Source organism: Pseudomonas sp. S3_A09, assembly GCF_054668065.1.
Genome location: NZ_CP162752.1, coordinates 4,710,598 through 4,724,167, shown reverse-complemented (window position 1 = coordinate 4,724,167; position 13,570 = coordinate 4,710,598). Strand labels below are relative to the sequence as shown.

The window sequence follows — 13,570 nt, the reverse complement described above, 5'->3', positions numbered from 1 at the left end:
TCATCCGTCTAGAGCCTGTCAAGAATCAGGCCGATCTCAGCAGACAGGTTCCGCAGGCCCTCGCAATGTTCAATTTCCCCACCTCAGCAGGACTGTTTGCAGCATCCACCAACGCTTGAACGTCAGGGCTTGCACCGTAGCGGCGGACGACACCGACGAACTCTTCGACGTCGTGGCCCTGCAGCTTGATCTTCGGTGCACCTTCTTGGGTGAATGCTGGTTGACCGAATTTGTCGGTCGCGTGAGCCAGGTGATACAGCTCGTGTTCCAGGAGCGCGCAGAACTCAAGGTCGCTGCACTGGGCGCAGTAGTCAGCAGCTAGGGTGATGATGAAGGCAGGCACATCGCCGAACCAATCACGCATCTGTTGCTCCATCCGCGCTTTCTGCCAGCCACCGGCGCGGAACGCCACCTGTTCGGCCTGGCCCAGAACAGTCCTACCCTGCTTCTCGAAGCTTGACGATGCCCACATGACCCGGATGTCTGAATCTAGTAGATGGGCATGGTCTTCGTTGTGAATGCTGCCGGTGTTGGCAAGGATCTCGGCTTGCAGCCATTCCCACACCTCGGGGGCTGGAACTAGACGTATGCCGAGATCAGAGAGACCCGAAAGCTCAAGCAATGAATTAGGAGGATAGGGTCTTTCCACTGAGCACCTGATTATTCAAACACGCCCCAATCAATTTCAGACCAAAAAGTGGGGCGAATACAGCCCTCGTGGGCGTGTTAACTGTGGAGGATGGGTAGCTCAACTAGTAAACGGAGCTACAAAATGCAAAAAGCAGAGATTGCCTTGATTCTGACCCTCGCCACGCTCGCTGCTTGGCCATGGCTGAAAAGGCTCTTCACCTGGAAATCGGCACTCGTGCTTGCACTGGGCGGGGGCGTCCTATGGCGCCTAGTCAAGACTTAACCAAGAAGAAATCCGACTCGGAGGGGCTCGTTCGATCGCCTCCCAGTCGGGTTGCCTAACTGTCATGAGGTCACGCTGATAGTTGAAATATTGGTTAATTGTCGGCGAATTTGGAGTGGAATCTCTCCTAGTGCAAGGAAGCTTGCAGCGGTATCTTGTTAAGAGACACCCTCATAAACGCTCAGGGACTTGCAATGACTAGGGACAATTTTTCAGACATCACAAAGCTTCGTCTGGCCTTAAACGTACGATTTATGTGCGTTTACCCACCCTGCCAGAAAGCTACTCATGGCCCGTCCCTTTCAGGCGACACTTTAATAAATATCGGCAACGCTGCTCACATCACCGCTGCATCCACCAATGGGCCTCGATACGACGCGTCCCTTACTCCAGAGCAACGCAGGGCATATGAAAATGGAGCTTGGTTATGTGCAACGCACGCCACTCTAGTAGACAGGGCTCCTGAGGATTTTCCGCCTAGTGTTCTTCAAGGATGGCAACGTAGTGCTGAGGCCAGAGCACGCAATGACGTCTATGGCGTTTCGACAGCGGCCACAACTACTCAACCTGAAATCAGCTCTGCTCTCGCGAAGTTCATCCCGCTCGCGGGTAAAGCTATTGAATTCCGTATGACAAGATTTTTTTTCGCCGGGTTTCAGGTGCCGAAGGAATCAGTCAACGCTATGCAGCGCCTAATCCGAGAGTGCTCAGGCTATCACTGGCACCCAGGTCACCCTTGCCACTCTGGCAATCACGTGACGCTTTCAAAACAGGATTATGTAATCAGCACCATTCGGCAAATGATCGATTTGCTCTCAGATAAAACCAGATGGGTTTCTGATCACACCGGTTATTCCGTCGCGTATGCTAGCGAGTCTCATATGAACGCTGCATTCGAGTCATTGAAAAAGGCTTACGGCGAGGTAGATTCCACACTTCATGAACTTAGGCAGTATATGAGGGGGCAACCCAACTACTCGGCGTAATGATATGCAGACTCTTTCGCTACTCTGTTGGTTGCGGCTAGTGCGACCAATTCACGGTTGCGTTTTTCCATAACGTCTCGACACAATTTGCTGACTCGCAAAAGTGTCGCGACTTACCTGCCTCGCCGCTCGATTCCGCCTGGCGCCTTGTCGCAACGCATGCAGTGCTCACAGTTCAGCGTGCGGCATAGCCAGGCTTTCACCTGCTGCCAGTATGTGACCATGAAAATATGCCGGCCACCGGCCAGGGCCAGGGAAACATGCAGCGTCAGGCCGGCACTGGTCGGGCCGAAGAAGATGTTCTGGCTGCGAGCCATGACGACGAAACCGCTGATGGCTACCGTCGAGTAGATCAGCTTCCCGAGAATGCCGTCCCTCACCTTCCCGCTCAATACACACCAGGCTGCCCACAGCGCGATAAGGCCGCAGGCGATGGAGTTGATCAGTTCAAGATTCATGGTGGATTGCCTCCCCCGAACCGCTGTCGAATGAGCGCCCAGAGGTCAGCGGATTTGATGGCTCGATTGATGGCCGCCAGGAGCGAGCCGCCGAAGGCACCCAGCAGGAAGCCGATACCGGCGACGATCTTCGGCTCGGTCACGCCCAAGTAGGTGCTGACCATGCTCGTCAGGTAGATCGAGCAGGCCATGCCGGTGATGAGGAAGATCATCCAGGCGCGCCAGTCGGACAAGTCGTCCTTGTGCCACCAGCTCGCAACAACGGCGCCGATAAGGCCCGCAATCAACAATTCGAACCTGTCGATCTTGTCGAGCAGGCGCTGTAAGTACTCCATGCGCTCGACTCCGTGGGGCATGTTTTAAGAGAATGGTTGTCGCGAATTACTTGGGCGCCTGGGTGATCTTCACCAGGCCATCAGGCAGGATTTCCATGTGGGATGCCTTCACGATGATGTCGGGCTTTAACTCGCCCGCCACGCCAATGCCGATTCCGAACCCAGCAGCATACGGCTGGCCGGTCGGAGACAGCTCAACCCGGACCGACCACTCACTCGCGACCTTGGCTTTGGCTATCGACGCCTCCGTCACCAGGTCATCGCGCAAATACACCTTGCCGTCGGCGACAACGAAAGGGCTTGGCCCTTCAAGACTTCCAAGTCGAACGCGAATCTGGCCGTTATGGAAGATGCTGAAGCCACCACCAACCAAGCCATTCATCTGAGCGGACACCGAAGCCTTTTCGATACGATCCGCGACCTCTTCGCAAGTCTCGAAGCGCTCATAGGTCAGCGTTGTACGAACATCCGAGCCGTCACGATCAAACGAGATATCCTCGGTTGTGATATCAGCACTAGCGCGGCAATCGGCCGGGATCTTATCCAGCTCCGCACCGATGAAGGCGTAGTACTCCACAGCATTGGACGGCAGATCGAAATTCGACCAAGAGCCCGCAGTCACACCAATAAGCCGAGGCTCGGCGCTGGTCGACGCGTCAGAACTATGAATCTCGAACTCGCCAGTGACGCTGTTGAACTTCCAGCCGGAAACGCCCGGCACGTAATTGTCGGATTGGATCGTGCGGGACATTTTTCCGTGCCTCATAACGAGAAAAGCCCCAGCGAATGCTGAGGCCCTGAATAGGTGCGCGGTCTTTCCCGCTGTCTGCCAAAGACAATCCCAGCGTCAACGCCCCAATGCATCGATCGCGCCGTTAGTGTCTCGCGCCACCCTGGAAGCACAGTGAGGTCAGGGTGCACGGGCTGCCGGTGTTGATTCCGTATGTCGCACTACCGGCTATCGACGTCCAGGCCTTCCCGAAGGCTGTCCTGGCTACAGGTGAATCAGAAAGCCGGCGAGATATCGAAGTAGTAGTCCTTCCCTTCCTCGAAATGCTCGGCCCGGTCGGCAGCCACATTCACGACGTATTCGCCGTACGGGGTGTACTTGCCGTAGATCGCATCCTCTTCCGCAGGATTGGCAGACCACACGGCGCCGAAGTGCAGGCGGGTCAGTGATTCCGTCGAGCCCTGAACAGGCCCTTTGGAGCGAAGAGTCATTTTGCAGCGGGTGATGTAGGTCATCGGTAGATCCTCGAACGTCGATTGAGCAGGAGGGTCTTTCCGGTCTTTCGCCTGCATTTTGGCAATAAAAAACCCCGCTCTAGGCGGGGCTTCATAAAAACTTTAGTCGCTTGAAGTTTGAGGGACTGGGGCCTCGTCGATGCTGATGCAGTGCTCAATATCCGTTATTTTCTTCAGTGCAAGCTCGGCCGTTGAATAAGCTCCGAACATTCTGCCCTGATAAAAAACAACCCACGCAAACTGAATATCCGCGTTGCCAGCCTGCCGTACAACCAACTTCTTGAACCGTTCCGCCAAGTCGTCGACATGCATCTGTGCCATGCCACGCAAAACCATGACGCTCTCCCAGTTTATAGTCGGAATCTCTATTTTCGACTCTGGACAGACTGAGAGCAACAAAAAGCCCGACATATTAGCCGGGCTTCGCAGTGCAACTTCCTAACGCGCAAGATCGATAGGATGAATAAATAATCTCTCATTTTCTCACTCAGTGCAACATTTTTTGGGTATCCGAACTTTGCTTGTAGCTCCGCCGATTAAAACCTATCCAGGGCTTTCCAGATTTTTGCCTACATCCTTTCGAACGGTAAAACGGTCGTATCCGGGGTATGCGCCATACGTGTGACCGGGTCTAACCTATTGGAGCGATAGGTAAATGAAGTCGTAGGTCTGCAGGGGATCTGATACCGTTTAGCCATATGGTCGTGATACACGAGGCTAATTATGGACGTAAACGCCCATTTTCCTGAGTACGAAGCAGAACGCTTAAAACGCGTTGAGGCCCTCTGCCCGCAAAATGAACAAGACGATGAAGTCTTCGAAAAAATGATTTCGATGACTTCAGAATACTTCAATGCTCCCATCGCGCTAATTTCTATTGTCGATAAGCACCGCCAATGGTTCAGGGCTCGGATTGGGATTGAAGAACACACTACACCACGGGACGTTTCGTTCTGCGCCCACTCGCTACGCGACAGAAAGCCCTTAGAGGTTTTGGACGCGCGAGATGATGAGCGCTTCAAAGATAACCCTATGGTCACCGGCCCGCCCTTCATTCGCTACTACGCTAGCGCACCACTTCTCACAAGTGATGGTTTCTCCTTGGGCAGCCTATGCATAATAGATACTTCAGCTCGAGAACCAATGAGCAAGCGAGATGCGGGAATGCTCGTTTATTTTGCTCAACTCGTTGTAATGAGGATTACAAGCTTACGCTCACGGAACTTCATTGATCAGCCTACTGGACTTTTCAATCGACTTAGATTGGAAGAAGATATCCGCATGGCAAGCTCCAGCGGCATTCAGCATGACCTTTTTGCGGTGGACGTAATATCTCCGAAATTTTTGAATGACGTAGTAAAAGCACTTGGTTACAGCTTTTCTCAAAAATTAATGCTCGACGTAAAGACTAGACTTCAGTCTTTACTACCTAAAGATTATCTTCTGTACAAAATTAGTCCCACACGTTTTGGGTTTCTTTTGAAAGCTGGCGAGCCGGTCGAGCGCCTCTGCCTTGACATTCTTTCTAACTTTTGCGAACCGGTTGATTGTCAAGGAATTCCAATACCTATGCAGCCAGGCATTGGAGTTTTGAAGATCGCTGATGCAGAAGAGAGGGACTGGCTACGCCTGGTGGTAGGCGCTGCCGACGACGCCAGAGTTCGTAACTTGGGATGGACAATGTATCAGCCTGAGTTGGACGCAGCTCAGCAGCGAGCATTTGTGCTACTGAGTTCCTTGCCTGACGCCGTTCGATCTGGAAATCAACTGAGCCTAGTTTTCCAGCCGAAAATCAGGTTACCTAGCCTAGCATGTGAAAGTGTTGAAGCCTTGATCCGGTGGAATCACCCTACGCTCGGACCTATCAGCCCTGCAGAATTTATACCATTGGCAGAGAAAACTGCGTTGATGCATTCGATTACCTTTTGGGTACTTCATGCCGTAGTTTCCCAAGCGAAAGTATGGAGGCGCAAAGGTATTGAGTTACGAATCTCCATGAATGTGACTGTCAGTGATCTTGAAAACTCAAAATTCGTAAACAAAATCACAGAGTACATAAACGACGGCGCACTCCTACCCAAAAATCTAGAACTTGAATTCACTGAAAGTATGCACATGTCAGACCCAAAGGCAGTTATTACTCAGCTAGAGCGCGCCCGTGGGTTAGGCATTGATATTTCCGTGGACGACTTCGGCACTGGCTACAGCAACTGGACATACCTAAGGCAACTTCCGGTCAGTACGGTAAAACTAGACCAGTCACTGATCAGCAATCTGGACACAAACGAAAAAGATAAGAGGTTAGTTAAGACACTAATCGAGCTTGCGAGAGGGTTAGGGTATCGAGTCGTAGCAGAGGGAGTCGAGACCAAAAGTATCTTAGATCTAATTACGCCCTGGGGGTGTTCAGAGGCGCAGGGATACCTGTTCACACCCCCACTGAAAGCGAAACCACTAGAAGAATGGCTGGAGCAAGGTGGTTTCAACGCGGCCATGTGATCGGACTACAGAGCCAGGTACTGAGTCCTTTTAATTCATTAGAACTTGTCGGCGGGAAGCTCGTTTCCAGCTCCCGCCCATCTCACAAAGCTGGGGTCATATAGGCCACCTTTCCAGTTCATCGCCGCGGCAATTTATTATGCAGCGAACGTCTCAATTAGCCCCTCCGCGTCAAGGAGCTCTTGAGCGGCCACCAGCGCATCATTCATCTGACGATCCAAAGCTTTTCGTATGGAAGACCGCCACCGATAACGAGTCGATTCCGGCTTGCCGTCGTTATCCCAGTTGGCTATGTCGTACCAGGCAGCCGGCAGCACCGCGGCGGAGCGCTTGCCCTCGGCCCCTGCCACTTGCGGAATGGCCCAGGTCAGCACAGCGCATTCCCGGAAGCGTTTCGGCGCCGGCGTGCACACCGAGTTAAGCAGCTCAAGAATGGCGTCGTGCTTGTGCTCCTGATGCGTTGAGTACTTCGCAACGAGCACCCGCCAGTGAGCCGGGGTCAACGTCTTATGTAGCCGACCGAACACCCAGCAGTCCTGCAGAAATGCTGCCTCCTTGCCGACAATCTCCCCCTTCTGCTTGGCACATTGCACCTTCGGCTCAAAGTCGCAGCCGCCGGCGGAACTGATGGTTTCGGCCGCGAGGGCTCGAACTACTGCTGAAACAACGTTGCGATAGGTCATGCGGCTTCACCTTTTTTCAGTTCTCTGGTCTTTGCCCGGTATTTGGCCTTGATGGCCTTGATCTCTTCCACGGTGTACTTGCAGGGCGGGTGTAGCCCCTCCAGCCAAGCCACCTTCTCGGCGCCGATGCGCAGCACCAGGCGGATGCGGTACTCCACGGCATTGCCGGACAGGTTGCGATTACACTTCACGCACTGCCGGTGGATGTTCAGCGGCTCGAAACGCAGCTCTGGGCAGGCGCCGACTGATCGGTAGTGCCCGGCGTCCCACCGGCTGCCGGTCATGAGGTCGTTGTCGTTCGGCGTCGAGTCGCAGCTGATGCACGGCAGGTGCGCATCACGCAGGCGTACGTACTCGTTAACTGCGGCCTGGGCTTCGCGCAGGTGGTCCGCCCTGCTCTTCAGCTTCTCCTTGCGGACCTTGATCTCGGCGCGCTCGATCTGGTCCAGGGCCTTGCGGGCCTTCGGCGCGTGGCGCGGCCCGTCGACGAGTGCGCACTTCGGACTGCATACGGCCTGGCCCAGGCGCGCAGGCACGAATGAGGCCCTGCACGTTGCGACACGGCACCTCTTTGGCTTGGGCGGCTTGCGCTCAATCGTCATGCAGCCTCCTTGAATGCTTCGAACTCGGCCATTTCGGTCAGGCGCTCTTCTGTGAGCGTTGGCCAGTCATGCAGCACCAGGTACGCGCAGCACTGCCGCCAGAAGTCTTGGAATGTCTCCTCCCCCATCGAGTCGTAGGAAAGGCTGCGGGGGATCTTGCGGGTGAGCTGGCCCAGGCCAGGGATGTCGAACAATTCCTCGTCGCAGTACACGCCCGACTCCAACTGCAGGGTCTTGATCGCATCATGCGATTGCTTCCCGGAAAACCGATCGATGTTCTGGCTCAGCACCCGGCCCAGGCCGTGGACCAAGCCGTTGAACCGTGGGTTGCGTGGCTGCTTGAGGTCGGCGCGGATCTTCGTGTTGATCCGGAAATCCCGCTCCCGCAGGATCGACCGGTCTGCGTCGGAGGACGGCACGAACGCGGCCACGTCCTTGCCGGTGGCGGGATCTACAAGGCGGCGCAGAACCAGGTATACGGGCATTGGGCGAGGTTTTGCTGACTTGGTCATTGCGCCGCCCTCTTCGCTTCCAAATCTTGGGCCTGCTTGATCAGCAGAGCCCTGCGATCCGCCAACTCATTTGCCGCATCAATCCGCATTTCGGTTTTCCGCTCAGCACTGGCCTTCCGCATTTCCATCATCGAGTTCTTCACCAGCTCCAGCTTCTCGCGGATCACCGGCTCTGGCCGGGTAACGTTGCCAGTGAGCAGACCGGCGATAGCGCGTCCGTCTTCGGTGACAGGCTCGACACTAAGGTCTGCTAGGTACTTCTGGCCGTGCTCACGAGGAATGCGCTTCAGCTCCATCGCCTTGGTCACAGCCTGGATACGGCGGTTGGCGTCGAAGCCTACGGATACGTGCCAGTTGACTGGCTTCGCGTCCTCGCGGGACTGACCCACGAACCGCTGGTAGGCGTCGATGAACGCCATGCGCGCACCGATTTTGTCGCCGCCATCCAAGATGGGTTTCGCAGCGGCCAAAGCCAGCTGGATCTCGTCGGTCAGCACCACCGTTTCAAACTCGTCGTTGGTGGTCATGGCGATGGCCCAGGCCTCGTCCTTGCCTGGACGACCGTCGGATGTCTGGACACGTTGCAGGATGTCGGCCATAGCCAGCTTGCCCTTCACTTCGAAGCGGCACGCCTTCAGCGCCGCCTTGACGACAGGCACCGGGTAGGCACAGAGGTCTTCGGCCATCATCGCGGCGGTCCCCGGATTCATTTCCTGGCCCATGGCCTCGGCAGTTGCGCAGATGGCAGCGGCCAGCCCGGCAACCTGCTGGTCATTCATTTCAAAGGTATTCATTGCGGTCACCTGCTTGGCGTTTGGCCAGAACCATCTGGGCTGCCTGCTCCGCTGCGGAGTGGTTCGCTTCCGTCCGCTCCATCTGGCGGGCAGTTGTGCCGTTGATGCGCTGCCCGGTCACCCACTGCGTGTGATAGCTCTCGGCGTTGACCAGCAGCTCGTTGACGCTGTGGCACTTACGCAGAACGGCGGCATCGCTGGCTTTCAGGAAGTGGGCGGCGACGTGGTGGGCGACGTCCGCACCAAGGCGGTCAACCAGCAGCGCCATCTGCTTGCCAATCTTTGCGTTCCACACCGGCCAGGCGCCGTAACGCTTGCGGTAGGCCATGGCGTAGTTCGCCCAGACCTTAAAGGTTTTGCAGGTCTGGTCTTTCGGCCCCGGCATGTCGGCGGGAATCTCAACTCGTGGTTGCTGGGGAACGAATGGCACGACCTGTCCCGTCACGACCTTGGCGGTAGCATGGGGCGTAATTGGTTCAATGACCGGTTCCATGACTGGTTCAAGAGAGTTACTGATTCTGGGTGCAGCTGCTGCACTACCCCCTGGTGCAGGAGATTCACTAGGGTGTGAACCTGCTGCACCACCCGGGTGAACCTGCTGCACTACCCCTGGTGCAGGAGGTGCACCACCACCGTCGAGAGTGAGGAAGTAAACGTTTGACGAATTCCCCTTCGGGCCACCCTTCCGGATCTCCTTGCGCAACAGCCCCGCCTCACACAAAGCAGTGATGTGGTTCATGACAGAGCGCTTGCTGATCTCGCACTGGTCTGCGATGTGCTGATAGGACGGCCAGCACTCGCCTACGTCGCTCGCGTTGTCGGCCAGCTTGATCAGCACCAGCTTGCGCAATGGGTTTCCGACGCGAAGTTTCATCGCGGCGACCATAAGGCCCATGCTCACGCGGCACCTCGCATTGCTTTGTCATGGGTGAACAGGCCGTCCCAGGTCTTCTTCATGGGCAGCTCGCCGGCCAGGTACAGGTCGTAGAGGCGTGCGGCGCCCTTCTTCAGCAGAACGGGCGTATAGGAGATAAACGGGTCTTTGCCGTGCGGGGTGACTTCGACCTGGTGCTCGGTCATGTACTTGTCGCGGGCGTACGAGCCAACACGGTGGCGGGTGCCGGACTTGCTCTCGTTGTAGAGCCAACTCCGTGCTTCCAGGTAATTCCCCACCTGCATTACGTTGACGCCATTGAGGCCCTTGCAGAACTGGGTGTGGGTCATGCCTTCCTTGAAGAGGTTCTCCAAGGAATGGATCTTCGTGGCCTGCTGCTCGACCTGGGCGGTGAGCATCAAGCGGGCCTTTTCAGACTCCATGGCAATGTTCAGGATTTCGAGGGTGGTCAGTTGTTGAGGGCTTACCACCTGAGCTTCCAGTTCCTGCCAGCGATCAACCAGCGCTGCCGTGAACTCAGGGCTGAGCTGAGCGACAATAATGAAACTGTCCCGCTTGTTGACCAGGTATACCGTCATAGGCCTTGATCCAGGCCCGTCATGAGAGGTTTCCTCCGATGCAGTAAACCTCACCACGGTCTTTTCGGAGAGGCGCTCAATGGTGCGCTTCACGTTATCGTGGCGAGCATCCAAAAGTTCGGATATTTCTCGTGACGACATTGTCCGCGCCACGTTTTGTGATTGCGAGAAACGTGGCACGAGATTGTTGGGGCTATTGATCGATTCGGTGTGTTGGTGCATGATTCGCTCCAGTTGTTTACCGCTGTAGAAAAAGCCGACCTCGTACGTCGGCTTTTTTGTGCCTGGAATTCAGGCGATGGATTTCAGTGCAGGCTTGCCGTTGATCAATGCTTCAGCCTTGCGGCGCAACTCCCCCGCCTTCGCTTCAACCTGACGGCACTGCTTGGCGAAGGCCGGCAAGTGCGGCAGGTCTTGCTCGCACATCACTTGGTCGTCAAACACTTCGCTGCCGGTGTCAATCACATCACCCAGAGCACGGATCAAAGCACCGAAGCTTTTGTTCGCACATTGTTCGCTGGTCATCTGGCGGGCACCGGTCAAGCCGTGTCGGCTCGCCAGCTCGTTCAGACAGTGATCGCGGTATTCAGGCTCAAGGGCGTTGACCCACGACTCTTCCAGCCATGACGGCATTTCCTGATCGCCGTTCAGCCAGCGCTGTACACGCTTGAGCCAGCGGCCGGTCGCCTTCACGAACTCACTCACGTCGCCGGTCAGTTGGGGCGAATTGAAATCAGGGACGACCTTCTCTTTGGCGCGATCAGGGATCGACAGGTACAGCTCGCGGCTTAGCGCCTGGGCGAAGTCGTCCTGGCTCAGGCTGGTGCGGGCGATCTGGTTTGCTGCGTGGGCGACCAGCACCTGATCACGGGTTTGTACGGTGTGTCTGGAACTGGACGTTTGCATGGGGACTGCTCTCTTCTAACCTGGCTTCAATGGAACGGCGGACAGGGATGTCAGGCGGCGGACTGGGCGCCCTTTTGGGGAATACACAGCTCGCGAGCAGTGATTTTTCCACCGGTCAACTCTTCTGCCTTGAAAGCCTTTTCGGCGCGCATCGGGTGAATCCCGGCAACCCAGTACGAAACTGCGGCTTGAGAAACGTCGAGCGCTATAGCGGTTTTGGTTTGCCCGCCGAAGAAGTCGACGAGCCTTTCGATAGGGGTCATAAGAGCACCCTCCTGATAAGCCTGCTTATATCCTAAGTAGAAGGACACTTATTTGCAAGCCGATAAGGGAACTTATAAATTTCAGCTGATGAGCACACTCGCCGAACGAATCAAAGCCGCACGCAACCACGCCAAGCTGACGCAGAAGGCGCTCGCCTTAAAAGTGGGTGTTGAGCAACCGGTAATCTCCCAGCTGGAGACCGGGAAAAACCTTCAAAGCGCACACTTGCCGAAGATCGCCCATGTGTGTGGTGTGAACGCTATTTGGCTCTCCGAAAATACCGGGCCAATGACAGGTGTGAGCGCTACAGAGTCAAATATCTCTATTGCGGCGCAGCCCACCAAATCATTCCGCTATCCGGTAGTGAGCTGGGTTGCCGCCGGCGCCTGGGCGGAAGCAGTAGAGCCCTACCCGGCTGGAATCTCGGACACCTACGCATTTTCGGAGTACGACTCCAAAGGCCCAGCGTTTTGGCTGACAGTCAAAGGTGACTCGATGACAGCGCCCGCCGGCCAGAGCATCACCGAAGGCACGCTAATCCTGGTGGACACCGAGGCCGAGGTTGCGCCAGGTAAGCTGGTGGTGGCCAAGCTGCCGGACAGCAACGAAGCGACATTCAAGAAGCTCGTCAGCGATGGCGGCCGGCTGTTCCTGAAACCGCTGAATCCGAGTTACCCGATAGAGGCAGTAGACGAGAACTGTCGGATAGTGGGCGTGGTTGTACAGGCACTGCAGAAGTTTTACTGATGCTTTTCAGGAGGCCCAATGTCCCTCACGAAGCCAAACCAGCAACTGCGCCGCGATCTCAAGGCGATCGCCTCAAACCTTGAGGAGTCCTGTATCGACCTAGGTAAGCTCGCAGAAAAACTCAGCGATGCAGACGCCATAGCCCTGGCGGGGTTAGTAGGTACGCTTTATGAGGAAGCCGACAGGCTGGTGGGGTATGCGAATGAGGTGAAGGCGGGGCAGATAAATCGGAGCACGCACGAATAGGCGCGTGGTATGGCGTGGAGGGCAACTATAAATCCGCGGTTTTTTTGTTCAGGCGCTGCAGACGTTTTACTGATCGATGCTGTGACCTTTGCAGGGCCAACAATAGGAGAGGGTAAAAGGGAGTGCCGATCTGTTTGGCCTCCATCAAGGAGCACAAATGAAGACCGATGATGATATAGGAATAGACGAAGCGCTAACGCTAAAAGCGGACCAGGTCGAGCGCTATTTAGATCTCATGAAGTGCAACAGGCCATGTGAAGCATGCGGCCATGAACACTTCAAGGTAGAAAAAACTGAAGATGACGTTGCCTTCATTGCTCACCCGCTATTCAAAGATGAAGAGCTTGGTCTCGTATACGTCCCCGTGACATGCGCTAGGTGTGGAAACACCAGGTTCCTGAATGCAATAACCATGGCAAGGATAATCATGGGCGACCATAATGGAGCTAAGAATGGCAAATGATAATGTCGTGGGGTTTCGCTCAGGCAAATCTGATGGATCAGGCCTACCACCTGGAGGCGACACAATGGAAGCTCGCGTAGTAGCACTTGAAAAAGCATCCCAAGATATTCGGGAGAAGCTTGTGCGCGTGGAGATGCGCCTGGACGGAATTGAATCGCATATGGCCACGAAAGTCGATATTTCCAATCTGGTCTCAAAAGACGATCTCTCATCGTTTGTTCGTGCCAGTAGCAAAGATATTCAGGACCTTGCCGTTTCTTTTCATAAGACGATTAATGAGCAGACTTGGAAGTTTGTAGGGGTAGCGACAGGGCTTGCAGCTATCGCTTTTACCGCCGCCAAGTTCATACACTAAAGGCCTTTCGGCATTCGCGAGCCCGGCCCAGCGCCGGGCTTCTTGTTTCTGGCAAGCGCCCTGCTCTGCTATTGTGGCGCTCCCTGGAC

Annotated in this window: 19 protein-coding genes; 5 read left to right on the top strand and 14 right to left on the bottom strand. The window is 55.5% G+C overall.

Features of this window, described 5'->3' with window-relative positions; genetic code table 11:
• Positions 1 to 25 precede the first annotated feature (25 nt).
• From AB4N92_RS22180 to AB4N92_RS22155, 6 genes are all read right to left on the bottom strand, one after another.
• Positions 26 to 649: a putative metallopeptidase gene (locus tag AB4N92_RS22180; RefSeq protein WP_460128217.1), complete on the bottom strand. Its 624-nt coding sequence runs from the start codon at positions 647 to 649 to the stop codon at positions 26 to 28.
• A 1,363-nt stretch (positions 650 to 2,012) separates the two neighbouring features.
• Positions 2,013 to 2,357: a hypothetical protein gene (locus AB4N92_RS22175; RefSeq protein ID WP_460128215.1), complete on the bottom strand. Its 345-nt coding sequence runs from the start codon at positions 2,355 to 2,357 to the stop codon at positions 2,013 to 2,015.
• Positions 2,354 to 2,692 (bottom strand): MFS transporter, encoded by a 339-nt coding sequence (locus tag AB4N92_RS22170; protein ID WP_460128213.1) that lies wholly within the window; start codon positions 2,690 to 2,692, stop codon positions 2,354 to 2,356. Before AB4N92_RS22170 ends, AB4N92_RS22175 begins: the two co-directional genes overlap by 4 nt.
• 46 nt (positions 2,693 to 2,738) lie before the next feature.
• A complete protein-coding gene (locus AB4N92_RS22165) occupies positions 2,739 to 3,443 on the bottom strand; it encodes a hypothetical protein (RefSeq protein WP_460128211.1) in 705 nt (234 codons plus the stop codon).
• Between the two features lie 254 nt (positions 3,444 to 3,697).
• Entirely contained in the window at positions 3,698 to 3,937 is a 240-nt protein-coding gene (locus AB4N92_RS22160; protein ID WP_044287500.1) for a hypothetical protein, read from the bottom strand.
• Between the two features lie 102 nt (positions 3,938 to 4,039).
• A complete protein-coding gene (locus AB4N92_RS22155) occupies positions 4,040 to 4,273 on the bottom strand; it encodes a hypothetical protein (protein WP_460128208.1) in 234 nt (77 codons plus the stop codon).
• A 387-nt stretch (positions 4,274 to 4,660) separates the two neighbouring features.
• Between AB4N92_RS22155 and AB4N92_RS22150 the strand changes: the two genes are divergently transcribed.
• On the top strand, positions 4,661 to 6,436 hold the full coding sequence (locus AB4N92_RS22150) for a sensor domain-containing phosphodiesterase (protein WP_457243875.1): 1,776 nt from the start codon (positions 4,661 to 4,663) through the stop codon (positions 6,434 to 6,436).
• Between the two features lie 137 nt (positions 6,437 to 6,573).
• On the opposite strand, the gene AB4N92_RS22145 is transcribed toward AB4N92_RS22150, so the two are convergent.
• The 8 genes from AB4N92_RS22145 to AB4N92_RS22110 all read right to left on the bottom strand — a co-directional run bounded on the left by AB4N92_RS22145 (position 6,574) and on the right by AB4N92_RS22110 (position 11,669).
• Complete coding sequence (locus AB4N92_RS22145; RefSeq protein WP_460128206.1) at positions 6,574 to 7,119, bottom strand: hypothetical protein; 546 nt, start codon at positions 7,117 to 7,119, stop codon at positions 6,574 to 6,576.
• The gene (locus AB4N92_RS22140) at positions 7,116 to 7,721 is read right to left on the bottom strand and encodes a recombination protein NinG (protein ID WP_460128203.1); all 606 of its coding nucleotides are present in this window, start codon (positions 7,719 to 7,721) and stop codon (positions 7,116 to 7,118) included. The genes AB4N92_RS22145 and AB4N92_RS22140 overlap by 4 nt, the downstream gene beginning before the upstream one ends.
• A complete protein-coding gene (locus AB4N92_RS22135; RefSeq protein ID WP_460128201.1) occupies positions 7,718 to 8,233 on the bottom strand; it encodes a hypothetical protein in 516 nt (171 codons plus the stop codon). Before AB4N92_RS22135 ends, AB4N92_RS22140 begins: the two co-directional genes overlap by 4 nt.
• The gene (locus tag AB4N92_RS22130; RefSeq protein WP_460128198.1) at positions 8,230 to 9,027 is read right to left on the bottom strand and encodes a hypothetical protein; all 798 of its coding nucleotides are present in this window, start codon (positions 9,025 to 9,027) and stop codon (positions 8,230 to 8,232) included. The genes AB4N92_RS22135 and AB4N92_RS22130 overlap by 4 nt, the downstream gene beginning before the upstream one ends.
• Positions 9,014 to 9,928, bottom strand: coding sequence for a helix-turn-helix domain-containing protein (locus AB4N92_RS22125; RefSeq protein ID WP_460128197.1), 915 nt, complete (start codon positions 9,926 to 9,928; stop codon positions 9,014 to 9,016). Before AB4N92_RS22125 ends, AB4N92_RS22130 begins: the two co-directional genes overlap by 14 nt.
• Positions 9,925 to 10,641 carry a Rha family transcriptional regulator gene (locus AB4N92_RS22120; protein ID WP_460130372.1) on the bottom strand — a complete coding sequence of 239 codons (717 nt, stop codon included), beginning with the start codon at positions 10,639 to 10,641 and terminating at the stop codon, positions 9,925 to 9,927. Before AB4N92_RS22120 ends, AB4N92_RS22125 begins: the two co-directional genes overlap by 4 nt.
• Positions 10,642 to 10,791: 150 nt before the next feature.
• Positions 10,792 to 11,406, bottom strand: coding sequence for a hypothetical protein (locus tag AB4N92_RS22115; RefSeq protein ID WP_460128195.1), 615 nt, complete (start codon positions 11,404 to 11,406; stop codon positions 10,792 to 10,794).
• A gap of 50 nt (positions 11,407 to 11,456) precedes the next feature.
• Positions 11,457 to 11,669, bottom strand: coding sequence for a transcriptional regulator (locus AB4N92_RS22110; protein ID WP_042570967.1), 213 nt, complete (start codon positions 11,667 to 11,669; stop codon positions 11,457 to 11,459).
• 88 nt (positions 11,670 to 11,757) lie between these two features.
• Here AB4N92_RS22110 and AB4N92_RS22105 point away from each other — a divergent pair, with 88 nt between their 5' ends.
• From AB4N92_RS22105 to AB4N92_RS22090, 4 genes are all read left to right on the top strand, one after another.
• On the top strand, positions 11,758 to 12,417 hold the full coding sequence (locus AB4N92_RS22105; protein WP_241912504.1) for a LexA family protein: 660 nt from the start codon (positions 11,758 to 11,760) through the stop codon (positions 12,415 to 12,417).
• An 18-nt stretch (positions 12,418 to 12,435) separates the two neighbouring features.
• The gene (locus tag AB4N92_RS22100) at positions 12,436 to 12,663 is read left to right on the top strand and encodes a hypothetical protein (protein WP_460128193.1); all 228 of its coding nucleotides are present in this window, start codon (positions 12,436 to 12,438) and stop codon (positions 12,661 to 12,663) included.
• Between the two features lie 157 nt (positions 12,664 to 12,820).
• Positions 12,821 to 13,126 (top strand): hypothetical protein, encoded by a 306-nt coding sequence (locus AB4N92_RS22095; protein WP_460128192.1) that lies wholly within the window; start codon positions 12,821 to 12,823, stop codon positions 13,124 to 13,126.
• Positions 13,116 to 13,481: a hypothetical protein gene (locus tag AB4N92_RS22090; RefSeq protein WP_460128191.1), complete on the top strand. Its 366-nt coding sequence runs from the start codon at positions 13,116 to 13,118 to the stop codon at positions 13,479 to 13,481. The genes AB4N92_RS22095 and AB4N92_RS22090 overlap by 11 nt, the downstream gene beginning before the upstream one ends.
• Positions 13,482 to 13,570: the final 89 nt, after the last annotated feature.